The organism is Streptomyces sp. DG2A-72 (assembly GCF_030499575.1).
Lineage (GTDB): Bacteria > Actinomycetota > Actinomycetes > Streptomycetales > Streptomycetaceae > Streptomyces.
The window spans coordinates 5,930,836-5,956,079 of sequence record NZ_JASTLC010000001.1 but is presented as its reverse complement, the minus strand read 5'-3'; the positions used below and the strand labels follow the sequence as shown (position 1 = coordinate 5,956,079).

Sequence of the window (25,244 nt, the reverse complement as noted above, 5' to 3'; positions counted from 1 at the left end):
CACCCGGCCACTGCCTGCGCCCCGCCTATCCTGGCCGGAGGCACACACGAGTACGAACCACCCCTCTTGCCCCTCTGGAGCTGCCGTATGACCCCGCCCGCCGCATCCCGTATCGCCGTCATCACCGGTGCCAGCAGCGGAATCGGCGCCGCGACGGCACGGCAGCTGGCAGCCGCGGGCTACCGCGTCGTCCTCACCGCCCGCCGCAAGGACCGCATCGAGGCACTGGCCGAGGAGATCAACCAGGCCGGCCACTCGGCCACGGCATACGCCCTCGACGTCACGGACCGCGAGGCGGTCGACGAGTTCGCGAGCGCCTTCCACACGATCGGCGTCCTCATCAACAACGCCGGCGGCGCACTGGGCGCCGACCCGGTAGCGACCGGCGACCCTGCCGACTGGCGCCAGATGTACGAAACGAACGTCATCGGCACGCTCAACCTCACCCAGGCCCTCCTCCCGAAACTGGAGGCCAGCGGCGACGGCACGGTGGTAGTCGTCTCTTCCACGGCGGGCCACGCAACGTACGAAGGCGGCGCAGGCTACGTAGCCGCGAAGCACGGCGCCCACGTCCTCGCCGAAACCCTCCGCCTCGAAATCGTGGGCCGCCCGGTTCGCGTCATCGAAATCGCCCCCGGCATGGTCAAGACCGACGAATTCGCCCTGACCCGCTTCGACGGCGACAAGGAAAAGGCAGAGAAGGTCTACGAGGGCGTCGCACACCCCCTGACGGCCGACGACGTGGCCGACACGATCACCTGGACGGTAACCCGCCCCACCCACGTAAACATCGACCTCCTCATCGTCCGCCCCCGCGCCCAGGCCTCCAACACCAAGGTGCACAGGGAGTTGTGATGCCGGAGGAGGAAAAGGCCGACCAGGACGACCGCGAACAGCGACAACTCGCCCTGGAAAAGAAACGCGAACGCATCGTCTGGTACTACCTCGCGTACTTCCTCTTCGGAATCCACATCGTCGCCTTCGTGATGATCTACGCGGTGACGCACGCGAAGTAGGGCTATTAGCCCACAGGAGTGAATCCAGACGATCACCCAAACGGCCGCCGAACTGGCGATCTAGGCTCGCAGCACAACATCAAATGACGGCCCTCGTCCGGGATGCCGGTCCCGAGCGAGGGCCTGACCAGCAAGGAAGGAATAGCTTCCTCATGGCTGACTGCGAGCCTAGCGCCCAACGGTTCATGGACCTGAGGGTGCCTGAGTACGCGTACATGTTCGGCTTCTTGCAGGCGGATGGGCATCTACAGAAGGGCGTCGGACAAAAGGGCAGGCTGTCCGTCGAAATCAACGCCCGCGACGTCGAGCTCCTGCGGAAGTTTCAGAAGCTGACGCCGTACTACAGCAGCATCACCGAGCGCACTCGGTCCACCAACTTCGCCGGACTCACAACTCGGCGGTCTGGAGCCTGTGTTCTCTGGAGGCCAGGACCAGACTCAACGAACTCGGCCTTCCCTACGGCCGCAAGTCGAAAACGATCGCTCCGCCCCACGTCGAGTTCTCGACTGGGGACTATCTGCGAGGGCTCATCGACGCAGACGGATCAGTCGGTTTCACCAGCAAGGGGGCTCCATTCGTCTCCCTCACCACGGCCAGCACTGCCATCGCGTGTCATCTGCGTGACTACGCCCGGGATGTAGCGGGAGCCGAACGCGTCATCAAGCGCAACGCCCGGGACGACATCTACAACCTCTACTACACGATGGACGCGGCCCAGCGCTTGGCAATCAACCTGTACTACCCAGGTTGCCTCTCCCTGGAGCGCAAGCGAGCCACCGCCGACACCATCTCCATCTGGGTACGTCCTGCCGACATGCGAGCTGCGTACACGCGGCGCAGCTGGACCAACGCGGAAGACCGCATCCTGCTGGAGCTCAACAGCCCAACGGCGGCCGCCGAGGAACTAGGCAGGACGGTTCAGAGCTGCAATCTCCGCCTCTGGCGCCTCCGCACCGGCCAAGCGCCGATTCCCAGCGACCAGTGACCAAGTGAGCGAGGCCCCCGGAAGCGACCGGGGGCCTCTCGCGTCAGCCCTTGACGCACACAACCTGCTTCAGCTTCGCCACGACCTGGACGAGGTCCCGCTGCTGATCGATGACTTGCTCGATCGGCTTGTACGCACCCGGAATCTCATCCACAACGCCGGAGTCCTTACGGCACTCCACGCCCCGCGTCTGCTCCTCCAGGTCCTTGGTCGAGAAGCGCCGCTTGGCCGCGTTGCGGCTCATGCGCCGACCGGCGCCGTGCGAGGCCGAGTTGAACGACTTCTCGTTGCCCAGGCCCTTCACGATGTACGAGCCCGTGCCCATCGAGCCCGGAATGATGCCGTACTCGCCAGCCCTGGCGCTGATCGCACCCTTGCGTGTGACGAGCAGGTCCATGCCCTCGTAGCGCTCGACATTCACATAGTTGTGATGGCAGCTCATCTCCGGCTCGAAGGTCGGCTTCGCCTTCTTGAACTCCCTGCGGATCACTTCCTTCAGGAGCGCCATCATGATCGAGCGGTTGTGCTTCGCGTACTCCTGCGCCCAGAACAGGTCGTTCCGATACGCCGCCATCTGCGGGGTGTCCGCGACGAAGACGGCGAGGTCACGGTCGACCAGGCCCTGATTGTGCGGAAGTTTTTGGGCCACGCCGATGTGGTGCTCGGCCAGTTCCTTGCCGATGTTGCGGGAACCGGAGTGCAGCATGAGCCACACCGAACCGGACATATCTACACAAACTTCGCAAAAGTGGTTGCCGGCTCCGAGTGTACCCATCTGCAAAACCGCACGCCCCTGCCGGAACTTCACCGCCTCAGCAACCCCATCGAACCGCCCCCAGAAGTCATCCCACCCCCCAGTAGCGAACCCATGAAGCCGCCCCGGCTCAACAGGACTGTCATGCATCCCCCGCCCCACCGGAATCGCAGCCTCAATCTTCGACCGCAGCCGAGACAGATCCCCCGGCAGATCATTCGCCGTCAGAGACGTCTTCACCGCCGACATCCCGCACCCGATGTCCACCCCCACCGCCGCAGGACAGACAGCCCCCCGCATCGCGATGACGGACCCGACCGTCGCGCCCTTCCCGTAGTGGACGTCCGGCATCACGGCCAGCCCCTTGATCCACGGCAGGGTCGCCACGTTCCGCAGTTGCTGGAGTGCGCCCTCGTCGACCGTCGCCGGGTCGGTCCACATCCGAATGGGAACCTTCGCGCCCGGCATTTCCACGTACGACATATCGTCCTCAATCCCCGTAAGTGCAACAGAAGTCTTTAATCGCAAAACCAGCGCCAAGGTCAACGAAAGGGACAACGGACCGGCGTCCACGGCGTCGCGTGCGATAGACATTGTCTCCAGCGGGCACCCCCGCGCGGCAAGCGATTAACCAGCGGGGACACTGACAGAGCGGCCGGGCGTGCCCGGCAAGAGACACCGTCGAGAGGATCCTCACCGTGCAGCGCAAGGCGTACGTATCCGGCGTCGCGGCGCTCCTCGCGGCGCTGTTGGCCGGCTGCACCGGCAGCTCGGACGGCGGCGGTCCGACGGACAACTCCAACCCCGGCGACACGGGCACCGCCGCGGCGGAGGCTCAGCCGGGCCGCTACCGCACGCTCCCGGAGCCGTGCGGTGCCGTGAGTCAGGAGACTCTCGACTCGCTGCTCCCCGGCATCAGGCAGCTGACGGACGACGAGCAGCGCGAGAACGCCTACGCGGGCGACCCTACGCAGACGTTCGACACGGACCGCAAGGTCGGCTGCCGCTGGAAGGTCGAGTCGACGGAGGCCACGGACCACCTGCTCGTCGACTTCGAGCGGGTGGTGTCGTACGACAACGCCGTCAGCGACGACAGCGAGGCGGAGTCGCTGTTCGCGACGAAGGAGGAGGCGGCCGACCTCCCCGAGCCGACGGCATCGGCCACGGAGTCCGCGTCGGAATCGGAATCGGAGTCGGGGTCGGAGGCAGACGCGGACGCGAACGCGGAGGCACAGTCGGTGTCACCGTCCGACTCCGCGCCCCAGTCCACGTCCCCATCCGCATCCCCCACATCCCCTTCCTCCGCCGATCCCAGCGCCGGCGCCAGCTCCTCCCCCTCCGCCACCCCGTCCGACCTCCAGCCCCGCCTCCTCGACGGTCTCGGCGACGAGGCGTTCCTGGACGATGTGCTGAGCAGCGCCGGTTCGACGGCTCGGCAGCGCACGGTGACTGTGGCGTTCCGCACGTCGAACGTGATCGTGACGATCCAGTACGAGGAGCAGCCGGCGATGGTCGGCATCGTGCCGGACAGCAAGGAAATGCAGGACAGGGCGCAGAAGCTGGCTTCTCAGCTGGCGGACTCGCTGGCCGACTAGCGTGCCGTGCGTCCTCTTTGTAAAGCGGCCGAACCAGGAACACACAAGTCCTTCACCGCGTACCGTGGCCCCTCGGACCCGATCCGACCGCAGGAACCTCAGCGTCCCCGGACCCGATCCGACGGCAGGAGCACGAGCGTCATGAGTGAAGGAACCATGCAGCGACGAGCACAGCTAGACCAGGGTGACCGGCGTGACCGGCGGGGGAAGCGTCTTGGCCGCGTCCTTGTGTGCGCGGCCGCGGTTCCCGTGATGCTGATCGCCGCCGGCTGCTCCTCCGACTCCGGTTCCGGTTCCGGTTCCGACAGCGCCGACGAGGGCAAGAGCGCGGGCGGCGGGGCTTCGGCGTCGGCATCCGCGAGCCCGTCGCCGACGGTTCAGGCGGCGGCGTACGCCAAGCTTCCGAAGCCGTGTTCCGTGCTGGCGAAGAAGACGCTGGGCGATCTGGTGCCGAAGGCCAAGACGTCCGGCAAGGAGGGCAATTCGGACGACGCTTCGTCGCGCGGCAACTGTTCCTGGAGCAGCCTGGACGACAACGGCGTGAAGGGCTCGCAGTTCCGCTGGCTGAATGTCTCCCTGCTCCGCTTCGACTCGGACACGACGCGCGGTGCCGGCGACGAACTGGCTCAGGAGTACTACGACAAGCAGGTCCAGGCCGCCCAGTCGGCGGAGGGCGCGAAGGGCGTCAAGTCCGAGCCGGTCACCGGCATGGGCGACGCGGCGACGGCGGTGCGCTACGACCTGAAGAAGAAGGAGGGTTCCTTCAAGCAGCAGACGGTCGTGGTGCAGGTCGAGAACGTCGTCGTCACCCTCGACTACAACGGCGCGGGTCTGGCGGGCGAGAAGACCCCGAGCGCGACGGATCTGATGAAGGACGCGCAGAAGGCGGCGAAGGAGGCGGTGGCGGCGGTGTCGTCCGCCAACGGCTCTGCGGAGAGCAGCGCATCGCCCTCGAAGTCGGCGTTGGCGTCGGCGTCGGCGTCGAAGAGCCCGTCGAAGAGTGCCTCTCCGTCCAAGTCCGCGGCGCAGCAGAACTGACCGTCACATCGAGCCCGACTCGCAGCAGAACACGACCATTTGACGGAGCCCGGTGTCCCTCTGGGACCGGGCTCTCACGTCCCGGCAACCCGCGCGCCGGACACATGTGCCACCCTGTTGCGCGCAACGACTTGCATGGGGAGGGGAGTACGGGTGGCCGCGCCACTGCAGCTGACACGGATGCACCGGGTTCTGATCGGCGTGGTCGTCTTCGGTGCCGTCATCATCGCCGGTATCGGCTTCGCGGGTTCGTATGCCGCCGTCCGCGAACTGGCCCTCCAGAAGGGCTTCGGGAACTTCAGTTACGTCTTCCCGATCGGCATCGACGCGGGCATCTGCGTCCTGCTCGCCCTGGATCTGCTCCTCACTTGGATACGCATACCCTTCCCGCTCCTGCGCCAGACGGCGTGGGTGCTGACGGTGGCGACGATCGCCTTCAACGGCGCTGCGGCCTGGCCGGATCCGCTGGGTGTGGGCATGCACGCGGTGATCCCGGTCCTGTTCGTGGTCTCGGTCGAGGCCGCCCGCCACGCGATCGGCCGCATAGCGGACATCACGGCGGACAAGCACATGGAGGGGGTCCGCATGACGCGCTGGCTCCTCTCCCCCGTGCCCACGTTCCTCCTCTGGCGCCGTATGAAGCTCTGGGAGCTCCGCTCCTACGACCAGGTCATCAAGCTCGAACAGGAACGCCTCGTCTACCAGGCCCGCCTCCGCTCCCGCTTCGGCCGCGGCTGGCGCCGCAAGGCCCCGGTCGAGTCCCTGATGCCCCTACGCCTGGCCAGGTACGGCGTCCCCCTGGCGGACACGGCTCCGGCGGGCTTGGCGGCGGCTGGCATAGAACCAGCCCTGATACCCCCGGCGCCGAAGCAGGAAGTCGACGCCGCAGCTGCGGGCGGTCGTGCCGCTGGGGCGGCACAGGTGGGCGCAGCGGCACCTCCCAGCGAGCAGCGCCTGGAGCTGGACCGCATCCAGGACGCCGAGCACCAGCACAACGCACCCGAACTGGACCAGAACCCCTGGCTACAAGCCCGGGACCCCCAGTCCATCGAGTACCACGGCGACTACGACCCGACGTACGACCCGGATACCGCTTACGCCCAGTGGTACGCGGAACAGCAAGAAGCCGAGCAGTACAACGAGCCCGCTCCCCAGGCCCCCCTGGAAAGCCCGATGGAGGAAACCGGCAGTTTCCCCATCCCGGTGAGCCCCGGCCGTACCCGCGAACTCGGCGAGGGCGGCGGCACGTCCGCCCCCGAGCCGACCGAAGAGGACTACTACCAGGTCTTCAAGAAGTCGATAGGCGGCACTGGCTACCCGACGCCGCGCGAGTTCAGCGAGAACGTCGAGGCGGAGTTCGGCACCGCGCTCCTGCCGGACGAGGCCAAGCGCATGGTCACCCGGTTCACGAACCTCTACAACGCGGAACTGGAAGAGAACCACATCGCCTGACGTGCAGCAGAAAGGGGCCCTCGCCGGAGGGCCCCTTTCCCGTACCGCTTACTCGCCGAGCAGGCGCCGTACCCGCTCCTGCCCCACCGCCAGCAGCAGCGTGGGCAGTCGCGGCCCGGTGTCCCGTCCGACCAGCAGGTGGTACAGCAGCGCGAAGAACGACCTCTGTGCGGCCTTGATCTCCGGCGGCAGTTCCTTGGGCGTGGCGTCCGCGGGGAACCCGGCCTGCACCTTGGGCACGCCGTACACGAGGTGGGTGAGCCCGTCGAGGGACCAGTGGTCGGCGAGCCCGTCGAGCAGCAGCCGCAGCGACTGCTGGGACGCCTCGTCGAGGGACTTCAGCAGGGCGACGTCGGGCTCGTCGCGCACGATGGTGCGCTGGTCGGCGGAGACGTGCGTGTTGATCCAGGCCTCGGCCTTGTCGAACCGCGGCCGTACCTCGTCCAGCGACCCGAGCGGCTGCTCCGGATCCAGCTCGGAGAGGATCCGCAGCGCCTGGTCCTCGTGCCCGGCGGTGATGTCGGCGACGGACGCGAGGGTCCGGTACGGCATCGGCCGCGGCGTACGCGGCAGCTCACCGCCGGCGGTCCGCACGGCTCGCGAGTGTGCGGCGACGTCGGCGGGCAGCGCGGACCCGTCCGCCACCTTCGTATCCAGCTTGTCCCACTCGTCGTAGAGCCGCTGGATCTCCTGGTCGAAGGCGATCTTGAAGGACTGGTTGGGGCGACGCCGGGCGTAGAGCCAGCGCAGGAGCTGCGGCTCCATGATCTTCAGGGCGTCAGCAGGGGTGGGCACCCCACCTCGCGACGAGGACATCTTCGCCATGCCACTGATGCCCACGAACGCGTACATGGGCCCGATCGGCTGCTTGCCGCCGAAGATCCCGACGATCTGGCCGCCGACCTGGAAGCTCGAACCCGGCGACGAGTGGTCGACACCGGAGGGCTCAAACACAACACCCTCGTACGCCCAGCGCATCGGCCAGTCGACCTTCCAGACCAGCTTGCCGCGGTTGTACTCGCTCAGCCGGACGGTCTCGGCGAAACCGCAGGCGTCGCAGGTGTACGACAGCTCGGTGGTGTCGTCCTCGAAGGAGGTGACGGTGGTGAGGTCCTTCTCACAGTTGCCGCAGTAGGGCTTGTACGGGAAGTAGCCGGCGGAGCCGAAGGAGCCGTCGTCCTCGGCGGCGGCGCCCGACCCTTCGGCGGCTTCCAGCTCGGCCTCGTCGACGGGCTTCTGCGACTGCTGCTTCTTGGCGGGGGCCTTCTTGGTCCGGTACTGGTCGAGGATCGCGTCGATGTCGCCGCGGTGCCGCATGGCGTGCAGGATCTGCTCGCGGTACACGCCGGAGGTGTACTGCGCGGTCTGGCTGATCCCGTCGAACTCCACGCCCAGCTCGGCAAGCGACTCGATCATCGCGGCCTTGAAGTGCTCGGCCCAGTTGGGGTGGGCGGAGCCCTTGGGGGCGGGGACGGAGGTCAGCGGCTTGCCGATGTGCTCGGCCCACGACTCGTCGACCCCGGCGACGCCCGCCGGCACCTTCCGGTACCGGTCGTAGTCGTCCCAGGAGATCAGGTGCCGGACCTGGCGGCCCCGCCGCCGGATCTCGTCCGCGACGAGATGCGGGGTCATCACCTCACGCAGGTTCCCGAGGTGGATGGGCCCGGACGGCGAGAGCCCGGACGCGACGACGACCGGTTTGCCCGGGGCCCGACGCTCCGACTCCTCGATGACCTCATCCGCGAAACGGGAGACCCAGTCGGTGGTCTCGGTGCTCTGAGCCACGATCGGCACGTCCTTCTTTCTCCAGGGCAGCCGTACGGTCAACGACTGACGTCGTTCATTCTCCCAGCTAGAACGTCAACAGCGAAAACGCCTTTTCAACAGCGCCCCGATAGGGGCGCGGGGAACTGCGCGACAAGCCCCCACCGCCCCGCAGCCGAAAACCCGCTTTACCCCCCATGGGATACTGACTGTGTCTATCCATCCCCACGAGGAGAACGGCACCCACTCCTATGGCCCCGGTCACGTCGCTCACCGATCTCGTCAACCAGCGCCTCGCGAACGCCCTCTCGGCCACCTTGCCGGAGGCGGACGCGGACCCGCTGCTCCGACGCAGCGACCGGGCCGATTTCCAGGCGAACGGCATCCTCGCCCTCGCGAAGAAGGCGAAGGCGAACCCGCGGGAGCTGGCGACGCAGGTCGTCTCCCAGATCACCACAGGCGACGTGATCAAGGACGTCGAGGTCTCAGGCCCCGGCTTCCTCAACATCACGATCACCGACAAGGCGATCACCGACAACCTCGCCGCACGGTACACAGACCCCGCCCGCCTCGGCGTGCCCCCGAAGGAGAACGCGGGCGTCACCGTCATCGACTACGCCCAGCCGAACGTGGCCAAGGAGATGCACGTAGGCCACCTCCGCTCCGCGGTGATCGGCGACGCCCTCCGCGGCATGCTGGACTTCACCGGCGAGCAGACGATCGGCCGGCATCACATCGGCGACTGGGGCACCCAGTTCGGCATGCTCATCCAGTACCTGATCGAGAACCCGGGCGAGCTGGCCCCGCCGTCCGAGGTGGACGGCGAGCAGGCGATGAGCAACCTGAACCGGGTCTACAAGGCGTCGCGCGCGGTCTTCGATTCGGACGACGACTTCAAGGAGCGGGCGCGGAAGAGGGTTGTCGCCCTGCAGTCCGGCGACAAGGAGACGCTCGACCTGTGGCAGCAGTTCGTGGACGAGTCGAAGGTCTACTTCTACTCGGTCTTCGAGAAGCTGGACATGGAGGTCCGGGACGACGAGATCGTCGGCGAGTCGGCGTACAACGACCTGATGCCGGAGACGGCGAGGCTGCTGGAGGAGTCCGGCGTCGCCGTGCGGTCCGAGGGCGCGCTGGTGGTGTTCTTCGACGAGATCCGCGGCAAGGACGACCAGCCGGTGCCGCTGATCGTGCAGAAGGCGGACGGCGGCTTCGGCTACGCGGCGAGCGACCTCTCCGCGATCCGGAACCGTGTCTTCGACCTGCACGCGACGACGCTGCTCTACGTCGTGGACGTACGCCAGTCCCTGCACTTCAAGATGGTCTTCGAGACGGCCCGCCGGGCGGGCTGGCTCACCGAACACGTCACCGCGCACAACATGGGCTACGGCACGGTGCTCGGCGCGGACGGCAAGCCGTTCAAGACGCGTGCGGGTGAGACGGTGAAGCTGGAGGACCTCCTCGACGAGGCGGTCCAGCGGGCCGCCGAGGTCGTACGCGAGAAGGCGCAGGACCTCACGGAGGACGAGATCCAGGAGCGGGCCGCTCAGGTCGGCATCGGCGCCGTGAAGTACGCGGACCTGTCGACGTCCCCGAACCGGGACTACAAGTTCGACCTGGACCAGATGGTCTCGCTGAACGGCGACACGAGCGTGTACTTGCAGTACGCGTACGCCCGCATCCAGTCGATCCTCCGCAAGGCGGGAGACGTACGACCGTCCGCCCACCCGGACCTCGAACTCGCCCCGGCGGAACGCGCGCTGGGCCTCCACCTGGACGCGTTCGGCGACACGGTCTTCGAGGCGGCGGCGGAGTACGCGCCGCACAAGCTGGCGGCGTACCTGTACCAACTGGCGTCCCTGTACACGTCGTTCTACGACCAGTGCCCGGTCCTGAAGGCCGACACCCCGGAGCAGACGCAGAACCGCCTGTTCCTGTGCGACCTGACGGCCCGCACCCTCCACCGGGGCATGGCGCTGCTGGGGATCAGGACGCCTGAGCGGCTCTGAGCGCGATCAGGGCTGGGGGAGCTCCCCCAGCCCTGATGCCTGTTGGCCTACGCGATGTGGTTCTCTTCCAGTTCCGCGTTGTAGAGGTTCGTGAACCGGGTGACCATGCGCTTGGCCTCGTCCGGCAGGAGCGCGGTGCCGAACTCCGCCTCCACGCTGCCGCCGAACTCGCGCGGCGTCGGGTAGCCAGTGCCGCCTATCGACTTCTTGAAGACCTGGTAGTAGTCCTCCTCGGCCCGCTGGAACTCTCCCGCAGACGCCCGTGCAGTGAACCTCTCCATCTCGGCGTCCATGTCTTCGGTGCGCCGGACGAGGACCTTCAGCTCACTCCTGACCACCTCGACCGTGCGCTTGACCTCGCGGATCGCCTCAGCCTTGAGCTTCTCGGCCTCCGCCCGGAGTTCCCAGGCCCGTTTCAGGATCAGCGCCGACACCGAGTGGCTGTGCCCCAGTTGGGTGACTTCCAGGATGTTCCCGTCCGGCTCGGTCACAGCATGGTCGGCCAGGAGAGTGCTCAGGGTCCCGTAGACCACGGCCGCGTCCGCCGGCCGGTCCTCCGGTCGCTTGGCGAGGAGGCTGAGGATGAGATCGTTCAAAGCAGACGGAAGCCCCTCCGCATACGACCCCGGCGGCTCCGGAGTCGCCTCCATCTGCTTCCGCAGTACCGCCCAATGGCTGGACGCCATGAACGGCGGCCTCCCCGTCACCGCGTGATACATCAGGCACCCCAGCGAATACAGGTCACTGCGGTGATCGATGTCCCGGTCCCCATCCGCCTGCTCCGGAGACATGTACGGAGGAGACCCCAACAGCACACCCGTGACCGTGAGTTCACGCGCCCCGATCGTCTCCCCCATGAACTTCGCGACCCCGAAGTCGAGGACCTTGACCCTCCCGGAGGGAGTGAGGAGCACGTTCGCGGGCTTGATGTCCCGGTGGACGACACCCTGGAGGTGCGCCGCGTGCAACGCCTCCGCGATCTGCGCGGCCCACCCCACGGCGAGCGGCCAGGCCGGCGTGGACTCCTCGAGCCGCCGGTGCAGGGGCACCCCGTGCACGAGCTCCATCACCAGGAACAGCGTCGGCCGCCCGTCCACCGACACCTCTCCCCAGTCGTGCACGGTCACGATGTTCTGGTGGGAGAGCCGCCCCGCCAGCTGCACCTCACGCTGGAACCGGGCCTGCGTCTCCGTCTCGTCCATGCCGTGCTGCGGATGCACGACCTTGACGGCGACATCCCGCCGCATCCGCTCGTCCTGAGCGGCCCACACCTGCCCCATCCCGCCGGCGCCCAGCCGGTCCCCGATCCGAAATCGTTCGGCGAGCAGTTCGCCCTGCACCGGTCCCCTCCCCCGTCGGCGGATCGCCACCGCCGCACGACGGTCAGGCCCGCAACTCCGCTACGAGTATGGCCCTTTCATGAACCCGACGAGTTGCCCGAACTCCCGTACGACCCACCCGCCAGGCGCCGCAACCGCCGTGACTCCTCCTCGATACGGCGTACGACGTCGCCCGCGCCCGTGGTGTCGTCGAGCCCGCCGGCCAGCAGCTGGGCGGCGAGGGTGTCGAAGTAGTGGGTGGTGACCAGGAGCCGGTCTTCCAGATCGAAGGTCGACCGGGCGTGCGCCGGGATGGTGTTGACCTCGTCGAGCACGCGGTTGATCTGCTGGGTGATCTCGTCCCGGGCGTCGGGTGCCAGGCTCACCGCCCTGCTGGTCTGGGCCAGGATGGAGTGGCAGGAGCGCCGCAGTTCCATCACGAGCCGGTGGTCGCGGGCGATGTACGTGACCCCCAGCTCGCCGAAAGCCTGGAAGTTGCCCTGGGCCAGGCGGTTGGTCGCCACGAGCGGCTCGAAGTGCCGCAGATCGATCGCGCTGGTCGCCCCGAGCGCCGCCCGGAAGCAGGGGTGGACGTGGAACTCCGTCTCGTGGGCCTGCACGGGCAGATCGTCACCCCCGGCGAACACGACGTCGTTGCCGCGGCGCACGCCGAGGAAGCCGACGGCGTAGAGGACGTCGATGATGCCGGGGAGGGTCAGCGCGTCGGGGTACGCCGGGAACAGCCGGTGCAGTGACTCGGCCGCCGCGTCGAAACGGCTGCCGAGGGCGGCGCGCGTCACCACGTACCCCGTGTTCTGGAAGAGCGGGAAGAGGTGCTTCAGGAACGGATGCGCGACCAGATACTCCAGCGCCAGATCCTTCAGCTTCCAGTCCGAGAACTGCCGCCCCGCCTGCAGCACGTCCCCCTCCGTGATCCGCTCCCGCCCATGGATCAACCAGGCCGTCTCCTGGCAGAGGTTGAGGAACTGGATGGCGTCCCGCGGCCGGGGCAGACACCGCCGGAACAAATAGCTCGCGGTCTCCTCCCCCTCAACCACCGCCGGAAACAGCTCCCCCCACAGCAGCTCGGCCGTCATCTCGGCCCCCGCGGAGGCCCGCGCCCGAGCCAGCGCGAGATCCCGCAACGCCTGCTCGGTCCACGTGATCCGCAGCTCGTCCCCGCGGAACTTGTCGCCCTCGCCGAACGACAGCGAGTCGTAGATGTCCGCGCGCAGAAACAGCAGGAACCGCACGGCACCGCCGTACAGACTCACGGCATGCTTCGCGGCGAGCAGCAGCCCGATCACCATCGAGTTGCTGTCCGACTCGGCGGACCACACCTGCTCCAGCTGGTCGACCATGAGCAGCAGCGGCCCGTGCTCACCAGCGCAGCCGAGGTCGGCGAAGGCCTTGGCCACGCCCTGCTCGACGACCTCCAACTGCCGGGCGGCCTGCGCCCCCTCCGACGGGGCCTGCGCGAGGTCGAGCCCCGCCTTGACCCCGAACGCCTCCAGGGACAGCGAGGTCTGCAGTCCCCGTGCTCCCTGTGCGAGCCGGTCGCCGAGCCGCCCGCCCGCCGACTCCCCGTTCTGCTTCAGAAACCGCGCCAGCGCCTTCACCGAGTCGGGCTTGCGCCGGTGTGCGTCCTTGGCGTGCATCACCAGGTGGCGAGCGGCATGTACGGCGAACACGTACCGCCAGATCAACGACTTCGCCGAGTCCCCCGGCAGCCCCTGCAACTCGAACCGCCGGATCTCCTCCCCGGCGGTCTCGTCGGGCGTCACCAGCACGGTCCCGGCATGCTGCCCGCCGTCCGCCGACAACTGCATGCAGATCGCGCTCTTGCCGGACCCCTTGCGGCCGATGATCAGCATCTTCCGCCCGGACAGCGCGGCACGGTAGGCCGCGTTGGGCAGAAACCCGCCGCGCAGCAACAGCCCCTCGGTCACATCCCGTTCGGCATCCTCACGCCCGAAGTGCAGCCGCGCGAGTACGGGCCCGTCAGCCATCCCGTCCCCCTATGTGTCGCCCCGTCGGCCGACACGGTATCGGCACCGCACACCGTCGCGGGACAGACGAACTCACACCACACCACTTTCCCCAACTCCCGTTCCCGCACCCCCCATCCATCACTCAGCGCGGCGACGAGCAGCAACCCGCGCCCGCCCTCGTCCCGCGGCTCCAGGACACGCGGTACACCGCCCCCGCTGTCGTGCACCTCCGCCCCCAACACGCGCCCGTCATACCGCAGGAACAGCCTCAACTGCCGCCCGGCCGGTACGCCGTGCATCAACGCGTTGGTCACCAGCTCGCTCACACAGAGCAGTACGTCGTCCGCGCGCGGGCTTCCTTCGAGCCCCCACCCGGCGAGAGTCTCGGCCGCGAACCGCCGTGCGGCAGGGGCGGATCGCCGATCGCGGGGGAAGAACTTCTCGCGCAACGGCGGGAGTTGGATCGTCTCATTCACGGGACGAGAGTTGCGGAGAGTGACTAGCGTTGATCACCCGGTGAACCCGTACGGATTTTTTGTACGGGCTCGCACCCGGTGACGTACGTGTGCCCTGGGGGATTGAGACCAGCATGAGCGCGAAGAGGCCGCCGCGGCCGAAGAACCTGACGTCGATGAAGATGCTCGGCAAGCAACTGGGCGCGGCGCGCCGCGTCGCGGGCTACACCCAGAGTGCGCTGGGCGACCGCGTCAGGCTGGACGAGGAGACGATCGCGTCGATCGAGCAGGGCCGGAGGTCTCTGAAACCGGACCTGGCGGCGCTGTTGGACGACATCCTCCAGACGAAGGGGATGCTGTCGGTGGGCGTGGCCAACCTGCCGGAGATCGACCAGTTCCCGATGTGGGCGGAGCTGTATATGCAGCATGAGCGGGAGGCGATTGCGCTGTCCCTCTATGCCAACCAGGTGCTGCCCGGCCTGCTTCAGACGCGGGCATACGCGGAAGCCGTACTGCGGGAGCGGGTTCCGGCGTACGACGAGGACGAGATCGAGCCGAGGACGACGGCGCGGATGGATCGACAGGAGATCCTGCACCGGAAGAGCCCACCGACGCTCAGCTTCGTCATCTGGGAGCCGGTGCTGCACCTCGGCATCGGGGGTCCGGATGTCCGAGCGGAACAGCTCCGCCATCTGCAGAGATGCGCCGAACTCCCCTGTGTGTCGCTCCAGTTCCTGCCGATGGCGAGCCCTTCCCATGCAGGGCTGGCAGGCCCCTTCGTACTCCTGGAAACCGCGGACCACCAGCACCTGGCCTACATCGAAGGTCAGCGCGGCAGCCAGTGGGTGTCTGACGCAGATGAGGTGTCCATCCTCGCGCGCAAATATGCGATGCTGCGAGCACAGGCCCTGTCCCCCTTGGAGTCGAAGGGCCTGCTGGACCGTCTGCTAGGAGAGCAATGAACGCCGAGGCACTTCAGTGGTTCAAGTCCACCTACAGCAGTGATGAGGGCGGCGAATGCCTCGAAGTCGCCATCCGCCCCCACGCCATCCACATCCGCGACTCCAAGAACCCCGAGGAAAGCGGCCCCACCTTCACCGCCTCCCCCGAGGCCTGGGCCGCTTTCACGGCGTACGCCGCCCGCTGAGCCGAAGCGTCAGGCGTGGGCCGGCACGAACTTGGGGTTCGGGCCGTACTTGTTGGTGTCCTCACCGTCCGCGCAGAGGAAGATCAGCATCACGATCAGGCCGACGAGCGGGACGATGCTGATGAGGACCCACCAGCCCGTGCGGCCGGTGTCGTGCAGCCGGCGGATCGTGACACCCAGGCCCGGCAGGAAGAGCGCGACGGTGAGGATGGGGACGAGGACGTTCGAACCGATGACGGCCATGTCGACGACCGTCAGCACGATGGCGATGACCGTGTAGATCAGCGTGAACATCCAGTATTCCGTGCGGCGCGCACGCCCGCTGAACACCGCGTACTTCTTGAGAACCTCGACGAACCAGTTCATGTAATCCCCCCAGGGATCGATGCGTGAGCCTCACCGATCGGATCCGGCCAAAGGCAGAACGTACGGAGCTGACGGGGTCTCGTCAACGCGGTAAACGTCCCTGCTCAGCGGGGTGTTCGGGGCAAGCCCATAGGCGTATTCAGGACAGATCCATCCAAGATCACCGGTGATTCCGTCCCCCGCGTGCGAACCGTGTGCGATTCGTGTCCCGTCCTACGCCGCTTCGAAGCCGGAACGATCTCGAACCGTTGTCAGTGGTCGGCCTTACAGTCTGTGACATGGCGACACTTCCCAACCCGCTGCCCACGCTCGCGGCCGATCCGAGCGGTCGTGCGCTCGGGCTCACGCTTCCGCCGGGGCGACTGATCGACGCGACCGACGAAGGCCCATGGCATGAGCCGTTGTTGTGGCAAGCCGAGACGCCCGCGTCGGTGGGCGTCTGGACGAAGCTGGGCGCGCCGGCCGGGCGGGCCGGGCTGCTGCCGGTGCTGGTGGAGACCGGTGGGAGTCAAGGCGGCCCGGAGGTCTGGGACTTGATGCCGGGAGAGGTGTCGTATCCGGGCGATCACGACGCGGACGAGGTGCTGGAGGAACTCTGGGAGGACTGCGAGGGCGAGGACGGCGAGGAGTGGCCCGGCCTCGCCGAAGTCCCCGAGCCCTCAGTCGACTCCACCGACTCCACCGAACCCGCCGCTCCCGACTCCGCCGCCGCCGAGATCGCGGACTCGCTCCTCCTCGCGGGCGGCGGGCCCTTCAAGGACCCACACCTCGCCCTCGTCCCCGCGCGCCGCAGCGCGGACATACCGGCGGCGATCGGCTGGTCGGGCCCGGCGAACCATGAGAGCGACGTGGCCCGGCTGTGCGCCGTACTCCGCTCCTGGGAGGACCGCTTCGGCATACGGGTCGTGGCGCTCGGCTTCGACCACCTGCTGGTGTCCGTCGCGGCCCCGCCCTCGACCCAGGCCGACGCCGAGGCACTCGCCGCCGAGCACTTCGCGTTCTGCCCGGACAACCTCTGGCAGAGCAGCGACACCACCCTGCGGACCTACGCCGAGCGCCGCCTCCTCAACCAGCCGGCCTGGCACTTCTGGTGGGACTGAGTGGGGACTGGGTGGGGACTGAGTAGGGACTGAGTAGGGACTGATTCATGTCAGCGCAGAGGCCTCCAGGAGGGAGAACGGTGCGGCCTCCGTGAGCGGAGTGACCGACGTCAGGGACAGGCCCGCACGCCGGCACACCTCCTCGAAGTCCTTGCGGGTGCGCTCCCTGCCACCCAGGTTCACCAGCATGTTCAGGTCGCTGAGATAGGTGATCCCGCCGTCGGCGGCATGGGCTTCGGCGTCCGTGTCGACGACCTCGGGAAGCACCGGCTCCACGATCAGGACACGGCCGCCCGGCGGCAGCACCTCGCGGCAGCGGCTCAGGATCGTCACCGCCTGTTCGTCCGTCCAGTCGTGCAGGACGCTCTTGATCAGGTAGAGGTCCGAGCCCTCGGGAACCGAACGGAAGAAGTCCCCGGCGATCAGGGAGCAGCGTTCCATGAGCCCGTGCTGCTGCAGCGTCTTCCGCGCCTGGCCCAGGCCTTCCGCCGTGTCGTAGAGGACGCCTGTGAGACGCGGATGCGCGTCGAGTACGGCGGCCAGAAGGGTTCCGTCTCCGCCCCCGACGTCTGTGACCTTGGTGAACCGTCCGAAGTCGTAGGCGCCCGGCAGCACGGCGGCACTCGCCCCGGCGGCTTGGCTCATCGCCGCGTTGAACTCGGCGGACAGCTCGGGGTGCTGGGCGAGGTGACTGAAGAAGTCCGTGCCGTAGACGGCGTCGAACGCGATGTCACCGGTGCGGACGCTGTCGTCCAGGTGCTCCCAGGCGCGCGCGATCACCGGCTCGGTGAACAACCGCACCAGAGAGGTGAGCGAGTCGGGGCGCCGGGAGTCGAGGAGGGCGCCCGCGGGGGCCACCGAGAAGGAGTCGGGTGTGTGTTCGTTCAGCAGGCCCAGGCTTGCGAGCGCGCGCAGCAGCCGGGTCATGGGCTGGGGTTCGGCTCCGGCGTCGGCCGCCACCTCGGCGGCCGGGCGTTGTTGGTCTCCGATCAGCTCGACCACCCTCAACCTGACTGCCGTGCGCAGGGTTTGCGCGGCCATGGTCCCGAAGGCGAGCCGAACGATCCGGTCGACGTCGGCCATGTCCGGTGCTTGGACATCGGTGTTCGCCACAGGTGTACTCCTTCATTCCCTCGTTTGTTCGTCTGCGGTTCGGCAGCGCCCCGAAGGGGCGCGGGGAACTGCGTGACCAGCCACAACGGTCCCGCGGACGATCGACGGCCGACCGCGGCAATTCCCGCGGAGCGCGGAGCGCAGAGCGCTTAGCCGGCGGACGTCGTCCTGCCGGCCAGGGCACCCGGCGTGCAGCCGGCGAATGCCAGCACGTCGCGATGGAGATGGGGCTGGTCGACGTATCCGCACGCCAGGGCGACCTCGGCGGCGTTCTCACCCGCGCAGAGTGCTCGCGCGGCCTGGTCGAAGCGGACCAGCATGGCGGCCCGCTTGGGAGTGAGGCCGATCTGGGCACTGAACCTGGACCACAGCCGCTTGCGGCTCCAGCCGCAGGAAGCGGCCAGGTCATCGACCCGTACCCGGCCTCTTTGGGCCACGATGTGATCCCACACGGCGGCGACCTCGGGCGTCATCGACGGCGCCTGCGCAGCCCGCGTCGTGAGGAACTCGTCCATCAGCGCAAGGCGTTCGTGCCATGTCGGGGCCTCGCTCAGCCGCTCGCGCAAGCGTCGCTCGTGCCGACCCCACAGGTCTTCGAGACTGGTGACGGCCCCGTCCAGTTCCCGCGGGGAGACGCCCAGCAGCGCATAGGCGGCCCGAGGCGACAAGCGCATCTCGATGCACTCGACACGCTCACCGCGCACCCGGGCCGGCCCCGGCGCCAACGCGGCGACGAAGCTCCTCAACGGCTGGTGCCCCTTGCCGCCCTCGACCGTGAGCGGATCGTGCCCGAGTCCGATGACGACGATCACAGCAGGCTGAGGAAGCACCTGCAGGTCCAGCCCGGTAGCGACACGGTCGCGGAACCCGGCCATCCCGACACCGTCGACGGACGTCCCCCCGAGGGGACGGGCGACTTCCCAGCCGTCCTCGTCAACATCGCGGTCGATGGGGTAGATCCTCACCTCGTAACTGCGCATGCCTCTAACATCGCCGACTTCGGCGGCCCTGTCTTGGACGAAAATTCCGCAGTCCCCGCCCCGTTCCCGCAGGCCCCGTCCTAGCCCTGCAACCCCCTCCCCGATCTCCGCCGGCGTCTGCGTCCCGCACCACCTTCGCCAGCAGTGCGGTGGTGTCGTACGACTCCGGCAGCCGGGCCCAGAGGACATCCCGCCCCCGGGCCGGTGCCAGGTCGAGCCGGGCGGCAGGGCGTCGGCCGGCCCCGCGCGCGGCGATCCACGGCACCCGCTCACCCTCGAAGCGCAGCTCGCCGTACGGGTCGTCCTCGGCGGCCCGGCGTTCAACGGGCATGGTGCAACCGGTGGGATTCTGGAACGTAGGCACGGTGCAGAAGAGCTTCGGCCGCTCCCGCACCACCACCGCCACCACCCGCGCGCCCGCGAATCCGAAGGCCTGAAGCGCCGCCAGATAACAGGGGTTCTCGACGACAACCGTGTCCCCGGGTTCCAGCAGCGCCGTCGACAGCAGGGACAGCGCCTGCTGCGAACCCGTCGTGACGAGCACGTCGTCGGCGTCCGTGGCGAGCCCGGGATACAGCCCGGCCGGGACAGCGGATCAGCCCCCGATTCCCGTCCCGTCCCGCCTCCGAGGGAAACACCATCCGCCCAGCTCAGACGCCATCCCACCCATCCCACGTCCCGAATCCCCCGACGGCCCTGGCGGTCGTGGCCGATCACCACGCAAGCTGAAGCCCTCCCTGGAAATCCAGCACCGAAAGGGCCACCATGTCCGCACGCCCCGCCGACCGAACCCGGCTGCTCGCCACGACGACGGCCGTACTCGCCGCACTCGTGCTCGCGGGTGCGCTCACAGGGTGCGAGGACGGCGAAGGCCTGCGCGACGAGGGCCCATCAGCCACGATCAGCTCGACGGCCTCCCCCTCACCGACGCCCGACCAGAACCGCTAGGCCCCGTCCCCTAGGCCCCGTCCCCCGCCGACTCGACCCACTTCTCGCCGCCGAGCGGGAACTCGTACGAGGGACGGCCGTTGTTACCGCTCGTGCGGAACGGCTCACCGCCGTCGTCGACGACCACCGTGCCCTGCCGTGTGCCGCTGGACCACTTCAGTTCCAGATACCAGCGCACGTCGTACGCCGAGGCATCGGCCATGACGCGGAAGACCTCCGGGTCCGACTCGCTCACCGAGAACGGGAAGTCCCGCTGCCCGGCCGCGGGCTGAACGACCGGGCGGGCCGCGTCGAGGGCGACGGTGAAGGGGTGCGTCGGCACATCGCCACCGCAGCCGACACCCATCACGTAGTCGTTCCAGGCGAGCGGCATACCCCTGCCGACCACATGGACCGCCAGACTCTCCAGGACCACCGTCCGCTCCCCGGTCCCCTGCACGGTCAGCGTCACCAACTGCTGCCCCGCCGACACCGCCCCTTCCGCCGACACCCACGCCGGCGCGCCCTGCTCGAAGGGCGGTGGATGGACCTCCGCCGCGGGCCGGTCGATCAGATAGTGCTGCGAACAGGGCCCTTCCCAGGTGTACGGCCGCGTGGTCACCGTCAGCAGCGGCCCGGCGTCGTTCCCGGGATCCTCACCGACCGGTGCGCCGCCGGCCCCGCCGCTCGTACGGCTCACCGAGGGCGAAACGGACGGCGTGCTCTTCCCGCCGGACTCGGTCTCCTTCGCGGTCGGCGCGGGCGAGGCCTTCGTCGGGGTCGCGGACACACCTCCGGAGGACGCCGCCGCACCGACCGGACTGCGCCGCCCGACATCGCCCTGGTCACCGGAGAAGGGCTGCACGGCGAACGCGACGGCGCCGAGGACGGCGGCCACGGCGACACCGGCGAGGAGAGCGGTACGACGACGCAGACGACGGCTCTGCTGCGGCCGGGCGGGGCCGGGAGCGTCCCCTGGCAAGTCCTCCGGCATGTCCCCAGGAGCCTCCTCAGAAGCGCCCGACACGCCCGCCGTACCACCTGCCCGAGCCGTCTCCGCCGCCCCCTCAGCCACCGCTTCCGCAGCCGCAGCATCCGCCGCCCCCTTCCGGGAGCCCCGCGCCGCGTCCGCCAGCACCCACCGCCGATGCAGCTCCACCAACTCCGCGGGTGACGCCTTGCACAAGCGAGCCAGCCGCTCCACAGGCGCATAGTCCGTGGGTACGGCATCCCCGTTGCAGTACCTGTGCAGCGTCGACGTACTCATGTGCAGCCGCTTGGCGAGCACCCCGTAGCTGAGCCCGGAGCGGTCCTTCAACTGGCGCAGAAACGCCGCGAATCCGTCCGCGGCAGTGCCGTCCGACACCGTTCTTCCCTCCCCCGTCATCCCATTCCACCGTTCCAGGGAATGGTCGTTTCCCCAGGTCAGACCGTTATCAGCGTTCCAGTGTCCCTGATCGCCCGCCAGTTGATGCGGCTGGGACGCACTATCGCACAGGCTCTCCTCATCAACAGCACGCCGCCTCCGGCACCCGGACGGGCGGCGGGCAACGACCCGCTCATACGGACAAGGACCCAGCCATGCGCACCTTCCGCCACGCCCGCCTCTTCGCCGCCGCAGGCATCACCGTCGCCACCCTCGCTCTCACCGCTTGCCAGAACGGAACGGGCACGAAGGACGAGGGTGCGTCGAAGCCCACGCCGTCGACAACGGCGACGGCGTCGCCCACGGATGACACCAAGGGATCGCAGCCGACGCAGCACTCGAACTCCGGCTCCGGAAAGACCTCACAGCCCGCACAGCAGAACCAGACCGGCCACAGCAACCGGACCACCGAGAAGACGGACAAGACCGACCAGGCCGGCAAGTCCTCGTCGAACCCCGCCATCTGCAACGGCTCCAACACCAAGGTCACCGCCCAGCCGGTCTCACGCCCGCTCAACCACATGCTGCTCACCGTGACCAACACCGGCTCGAAGCCCTGCTCGCTGATGTACTACCCGGTGCTCCGCTTCGACGAGATGCAGTGGGTCCCGCAGGGAAGGCCGGACAGTAAGCCGCAGGCCGTCCCCACCCTCTCCCCCGGAGCCTCTGGCTACGCGGGCGTCCTCCTCAGCGCGGCCGACGGCAGCGGCGACGGCGGCACCACCGGCAAGAAGCTCACGATCGCCTTCCAGGGCGGGACCCCGAACAGCTCCGGCGGCGCGTCCGCAACCCCGGCCCTGCCGGCCAAGGGCGTCTACTACGACAGCTCGCTGTCGGTGACGTACTGGCAGTCGGAGATGGCGGACGCCCTGAACTGACCGGCCCCCAATCCTGCCCGATCAGGGCAACATCCTCACCTTCTGGGCGACTTCGGTGGCCCAGTAGGTGAGGATGTTCTGCGCACCGGCCCGCTTGATCCCGGTCAGCGTCTCCAGGATCGCCCGGTCCCGGTCGATCCACCCCTTCTCGGCGGCGGCCTCGATCATCGAGTACTCACCGGAGATCTGATAGGCGGCGACCGGCACATCCACCAAGTCCGCGACCCGCGCCAGAACATCCAGATAGGGCCCGGCAGGCTTCACCATCACCATGTCGGCCCCTTCCTCCAGATCGAGGGCGAGTTCCCGCAGCGACTCCCGCACATTGGCGGGGTCCTGCTGATACGTCTTCCGGTCCCCCTGCAACGACGAGCCGACAGCCTCCCGGAAGGGCCCGTAGAAGGCGGAGGCGTACTTGACGGTGTACGCCAGCACCGCCACATCCTCCCGCCCGATCTGATCAAGGGCATCGCGAACAACCCCGACCTGCCCGTCCATCATCCCGCTGGCCCCCAGGACATGCGCCCCGGCATCGGCCTGCACCTGAGCCATCTCGGCATACCGCTCAAGGGTCGCGTCATTGTCCACACGCCCCCGCTCATCGAGCACCCCACAGTGCCCATGATCAGTGGTCTCATCAAGACACAGATCAGACATCACCAACAACTGATCGCCGACCTCGGCCCGCACATCCCGAATCGCGACCTGCAGAATCCCGTCCGGATCGGTCCCCGGCGTCCCCAGGGCGTCCTTCTTCGACTCCTCCGGCACCCCGAAGAGCATGATCCCGGACACCCCTGCCGCCACAGCATCGGCAGCCGCCTTCTTCAGGCTGTCCCGAGTGTGCTGCACGACCCCGGGCATGGCCGCGATCGGCACCGGCTCACTCACCCCCTCCCGCACGAACGCGGGCAGGATGAAGTCGGCCGGATGCAGCCGGGTCTCGGCAACCATCCGCCGCATGACAGGACTCGTACGCAGCCGCCGAGGACGCGTACCGGGAAACGATCCGTACTTCGTCATGCAACGAGGCTACGCCGCACGCAACCCCACCTTTGCCGACGAGGCGTCGGCCCAGAACGGACCCGCAACCGCCCACGCACCCGGACGACCCGACGCACTGGCGATGCGACCACCGACCCGCAGCCGCCCACGCGCCCGGGCGGCCCGGCGTCCTGCGGCGCATGCCACCACGCACCCGCGGTCGCCCACGGCGGGAAGGGGACGCGGTGGGGGTGTCCGCCCGCAGCGGTTGTCGCGTCAACACGGGCACCCCACCAGCAGACCGAGCCGCGACGTTCCGAGGACGGACACCCCCACCGCGGCCCCGCCCCCACCACACACCAAAGGCGCTACGCGCACCCCCACACACCCGCAGCCCCGCCGGGAGGCACCCCGCACCCCCCGAATGCGCCCCACGACCCCCGGGTCCAAGCTGAGAGAACAAGCCCCCCGAGCCCAAGCGCACCCCGACGGGGAGGACCCGATGACCACCGCCCACCACCCCCACCACCCCCACGACACCCCCGACCTGTTCGCCCTCTCCGACATCCTCGGCCCGGTCCTACGCCCCACGGACGACGGCTACGCCGACGAAGTCACCGGCTTCAACCTGGCCGCCCGCCACATCCCGGACGTGGTCGTCGGCGCCACCACCCCTGGCGACATAGTCGCCGCGATGCGCTGGGCCGCAGCCACCGACACCCCCGTAGCCGTCCAGGGCACCGGCCACGGCGCCAACTTCCCGATCGACAACGGCCTCTTGATCAACACGTCCCGCATGACGGACGTACAGATCGACCCGACCCAACGCACCGCAACGATCGCCGCGGGCGCCAAATGGCGACACGTCCTGGACGCCGCCGCCCCCTACGGCCTGGCCGCCCTCAACGGCTCTTCCACAGACGCCGGCGTGATCGGCTACACCCTCGGCGGCGGCCTCCCGATCCTCGGCCGCGCCTACGGATACGCCTCCGACCTGGTCCGCTCCTTCCACGTCGTCACCCCCGACGCCACCCTCCGCGAAACGGACGCGACCCACGAACCGGAACTGTTCTGGGCCCTGCGCGGCGGCAAGGGCAACGTAGGCGTGGTCACCTCACTCGTGACCGAGCTGATCCCCCTGTCCAGCATCCTCGGCGGCGGCATCTACTGCGCCGGCGAACACGCGGAACCCCTCCTCCGAGCCTGGGCCGACTGGGCCCCCACCGTCCCCACCCAGATGTGCTCGGCGTTCACCCTCCTCCGCCTCCCCCCGCTCCCGGCGATCCCCGAACCCCTGCGCGGCCGATTCTGGGCGCGCGTAGCCATCGTCTGGACCGGCGACCCGGCCGACGGCCGGCGCCTCCTCGACCCCATCCGCTCCGCCGCACCCGTCGTGTTCGACACGGTCGACGAAATGGACTACACCGACGTGGACTCGATCTACGCGGAACCCCAGGACCCCCTCCCCGCAAGGGAGTCGTGCACCCTGCTGGCGGAACTCACCCCTGAAGCCATCGACACCCTGCTGGCACACGCGGGCCCGGCGGCACCCCCCGACTACCCCCTGCTGATAGTCGAACTCCGCCACATGGGAGGCGCGTTGGCCCGCACGATCGCCACGGAGGACGCGATCTGCGCCCGCGACGCAAGCCACCTACTGGAAACGGTCGCCGTAGTCCCGAGCCCAGAAGCGGCCGAGGCCGTAGAAACAGCCACGGCCGCCCTCAACACCGCCATGGCCCCCTACGGCACCGGCCGCTCCATGGTCAACATCCACGGCCGCCCCGGCAACGAATCCGACCGAGCCCGAGCCTGGACCCCCGAGGTCTACAACCGCCTACGCCGAGACAAGGCAACCTACGACCCCAAAAACCTCCTACGCTACGGCCACACGGTGACCCCGATGCCCGCATAGCTGACCCCGTCAGCCTGCGGGCATGCGGCGTGC

At 68.5% G+C, this 25,244-nt stretch carries 23 protein-coding genes and 2 pseudogenes; 14 read left to right on the top strand and 11 right to left on the bottom strand.

Annotated features, from left to right (window positions below; translation table 11 throughout):
* The first annotated feature begins 87 nt into the window (after positions 1–87).
* The 4 genes and pseudogenes from QQY66_RS28405 to QQY66_RS50490 all read left to right on the top strand — a co-directional run bounded on the left by QQY66_RS28405 (position 88) and on the right by QQY66_RS50490 (position 2,001).
* On the top strand, positions 88–855 hold the full coding sequence (locus tag QQY66_RS28405) for an SDR family NAD(P)-dependent oxidoreductase (RefSeq protein WP_301983108.1): 768 nt from the start codon (positions 88–90) through the stop codon (positions 853–855).
* A complete protein-coding gene (locus QQY66_RS28400) occupies positions 855–1,016 on the top strand; it encodes a hypothetical protein (RefSeq protein WP_301983107.1) in 162 nt (53 codons plus the stop codon). The genes QQY66_RS28405 and QQY66_RS28400 overlap by 1 nt, the downstream gene beginning before the upstream one ends.
* A 409-nt stretch (positions 1,017–1,425) precedes the next feature.
* Positions 1,426–1,626 (top strand): annotated as a pseudogene (locus QQY66_RS50495) (LAGLIDADG family homing endonuclease); the annotation flags it as partial.
* A 93-nt stretch (positions 1,627–1,719) separates the two neighbouring features.
* A complete protein-coding gene (locus QQY66_RS50490; RefSeq protein WP_367667000.1) occupies positions 1,720–2,001 on the top strand; it encodes a hypothetical protein in 282 nt (93 codons plus the stop codon).
* Between the two features lie 43 nt (positions 2,002–2,044).
* Here the strand turns inward: QQY66_RS50490 and QQY66_RS28390 are convergent, their stop codons facing one another.
* Entirely contained in the window at positions 2,045–3,238 is a 1,194-nt protein-coding gene (locus QQY66_RS28390) for an RtcB family protein (protein WP_301987524.1), read from the bottom strand.
* A 215-nt stretch (positions 3,239–3,453) separates the two neighbouring features.
* On the opposite strand from QQY66_RS28390, the gene QQY66_RS28385 reads away from it, so the two are divergent.
* From QQY66_RS28385 to QQY66_RS28375, 3 genes are all read left to right on the top strand, one after another.
* The gene (locus tag QQY66_RS28385) at positions 3,454–4,350 is read left to right on the top strand and encodes a DUF3558 domain-containing protein (protein ID WP_301983106.1); all 897 of its coding nucleotides are present in this window, start codon (positions 3,454–3,456) and stop codon (positions 4,348–4,350) included.
* Positions 4,351–4,491: 141 nt separating this feature from the next.
* On the top strand, positions 4,492–5,388 hold the full coding sequence (locus QQY66_RS28380; RefSeq protein ID WP_301983105.1) for a DUF3558 domain-containing protein: 897 nt from the start codon (positions 4,492–4,494) through the stop codon (positions 5,386–5,388).
* Between the two features lie 153 nt (positions 5,389–5,541).
* A complete protein-coding gene (locus tag QQY66_RS28375; protein WP_301983104.1) occupies positions 5,542–6,840 on the top strand; it encodes a DUF2637 domain-containing protein in 1,299 nt (432 codons plus the stop codon).
* Positions 6,841–6,888: 48 nt separating this feature from the next.
* Here the strand turns inward: QQY66_RS28375 and lysS are convergent, their stop codons facing one another.
* Positions 6,889–8,634 (bottom strand): lysine--tRNA ligase, encoded by a 1,746-nt coding sequence (gene lysS / locus QQY66_RS28370; protein WP_301983103.1) that lies wholly within the window; start codon positions 8,632–8,634, stop codon positions 6,889–6,891.
* A gap of 221 nt (positions 8,635–8,855) precedes the next feature.
* Between lysS and argS the strand changes: the two genes are divergently transcribed.
* A complete protein-coding gene (argS, locus tag QQY66_RS28365) occupies positions 8,856–10,610 on the top strand; it encodes an arginine--tRNA ligase (RefSeq protein WP_301983102.1) in 1,755 nt (584 codons plus the stop codon).
* Positions 10,611–10,657: 47 nt separating this feature from the next.
* Here argS and QQY66_RS28360 read toward each other — a convergent pair whose 3' ends face one another.
* From QQY66_RS28360 to QQY66_RS28350, 3 genes are all read right to left on the bottom strand, one after another.
* Positions 10,658–11,950 (bottom strand): serine/threonine-protein kinase, encoded by a 1,293-nt coding sequence (locus tag QQY66_RS28360; RefSeq protein WP_301983101.1) that lies wholly within the window; start codon positions 11,948–11,950, stop codon positions 10,658–10,660.
* A 77-nt stretch (positions 11,951–12,027) separates the two neighbouring features.
* Positions 12,028–13,938 (bottom strand): hypothetical protein, encoded by a 1,911-nt coding sequence (locus QQY66_RS28355; protein WP_301983100.1) that lies wholly within the window; start codon positions 13,936–13,938, stop codon positions 12,028–12,030.
* Positions 13,875–14,396 (bottom strand): ATP-binding protein, encoded by a 522-nt coding sequence (locus QQY66_RS28350; protein ID WP_301983099.1) that lies wholly within the window; start codon positions 14,394–14,396, stop codon positions 13,875–13,877. Before QQY66_RS28350 ends, QQY66_RS28355 begins: the two co-directional genes overlap by 64 nt.
* 113 nt (positions 14,397–14,509) lie before the next feature.
* Here QQY66_RS28350 and QQY66_RS28345 point away from each other — a divergent pair, with 113 nt between their 5' ends.
* Entirely contained in the window at positions 14,510–15,337 is an 828-nt protein-coding gene (locus QQY66_RS28345) for a helix-turn-helix transcriptional regulator (protein ID WP_301983098.1), read from the top strand.
* A complete protein-coding gene (locus QQY66_RS28340) occupies positions 15,334–15,522 on the top strand; it encodes a DUF397 domain-containing protein (RefSeq protein ID WP_301983097.1) in 189 nt (62 codons plus the stop codon). The genes QQY66_RS28345 and QQY66_RS28340 overlap by 4 nt, the downstream gene beginning before the upstream one ends.
* A gap of 9 nt (positions 15,523–15,531) precedes the next feature.
* Here the strand turns inward: QQY66_RS28340 and QQY66_RS28335 are convergent, their stop codons facing one another.
* On the bottom strand, positions 15,532–15,888 hold the full coding sequence (locus tag QQY66_RS28335) for a DUF805 domain-containing protein (RefSeq protein ID WP_301983096.1): 357 nt from the start codon (positions 15,886–15,888) through the stop codon (positions 15,532–15,534).
* A gap of 278 nt (positions 15,889–16,166) precedes the next feature.
* On the opposite strand from QQY66_RS28335, the gene QQY66_RS28330 reads away from it, so the two are divergent.
* Positions 16,167–16,988: a DUF4253 domain-containing protein gene (locus QQY66_RS28330; RefSeq protein WP_301983095.1), complete on the top strand. Its 822-nt coding sequence runs from the start codon at positions 16,167–16,169 to the stop codon at positions 16,986–16,988.
* Positions 16,989–17,033: 45 nt separating this feature from the next.
* Here the strand turns inward: QQY66_RS28330 and QQY66_RS28325 are convergent, their stop codons facing one another.
* The 3 genes and pseudogenes from QQY66_RS28325 to QQY66_RS28315 all read right to left on the bottom strand — a co-directional run.
* Positions 17,034–18,101 carry a methyltransferase gene (locus QQY66_RS28325; protein WP_301983094.1) on the bottom strand — a complete coding sequence of 356 codons (1,068 nt, stop codon included), beginning with the start codon at positions 18,099–18,101 and terminating at the stop codon, positions 17,034–17,036.
* 149 nt (positions 18,102–18,250) lie between these two features.
* Positions 18,251–19,081: an AraC family transcriptional regulator gene (locus tag QQY66_RS28320; protein WP_301987523.1), complete on the bottom strand. Its 831-nt coding sequence runs from the start codon at positions 19,079–19,081 to the stop codon at positions 18,251–18,253.
* Between the two features lie 66 nt (positions 19,082–19,147).
* Positions 19,148–19,649, bottom strand: a pseudogene (locus QQY66_RS28315) (aminotransferase class I/II-fold pyridoxal phosphate-dependent enzyme); the annotation flags it as partial.
* A gap of 197 nt (positions 19,650–19,846) precedes the next feature.
* On the opposite strand from QQY66_RS28315, the gene QQY66_RS28310 reads away from it, so the two are divergent.
* A complete protein-coding gene (locus QQY66_RS28310) occupies positions 19,847–20,029 on the top strand; it encodes a hypothetical protein (RefSeq protein WP_301983093.1) in 183 nt (60 codons plus the stop codon).
* A gap of 10 nt (positions 20,030–20,039) precedes the next feature.
* Here the strand turns inward: QQY66_RS28310 and QQY66_RS28305 are convergent, their stop codons facing one another.
* Positions 20,040–21,374, bottom strand: a complete 1,335-nt coding sequence (locus QQY66_RS28305; protein ID WP_301983092.1) for a helix-turn-helix transcriptional regulator — start codon at positions 21,372–21,374, stop codon at positions 20,040–20,042.
* A 215-nt stretch (positions 21,375–21,589) separates the two neighbouring features.
* Here QQY66_RS28305 and QQY66_RS28300 point away from each other — a divergent pair, with 215 nt between their 5' ends.
* A complete protein-coding gene (locus QQY66_RS28300) occupies positions 21,590–22,312 on the top strand; it encodes a DUF4232 domain-containing protein (protein WP_301983091.1) in 723 nt (240 codons plus the stop codon).
* Positions 22,313–22,333: 21 nt separating this feature from the next.
* Here the strand turns inward: QQY66_RS28300 and hemB are convergent, their stop codons facing one another.
* Positions 22,334–23,335: a porphobilinogen synthase gene (gene hemB / locus QQY66_RS28295; protein WP_301983090.1), complete on the bottom strand. Its 1,002-nt coding sequence runs from the start codon at positions 23,333–23,335 to the stop codon at positions 22,334–22,336.
* Positions 23,336–23,798: 463 nt separating this feature from the next.
* Here hemB and QQY66_RS28290 point away from each other — a divergent pair, with 463 nt between their 5' ends.
* Positions 23,799–25,211, top strand: a complete 1,413-nt coding sequence (locus QQY66_RS28290; protein WP_301983089.1) for an FAD-binding oxidoreductase — start codon at positions 23,799–23,801, stop codon at positions 25,209–25,211.
* Positions 25,212–25,244: the final 33 nt, after the last annotated feature.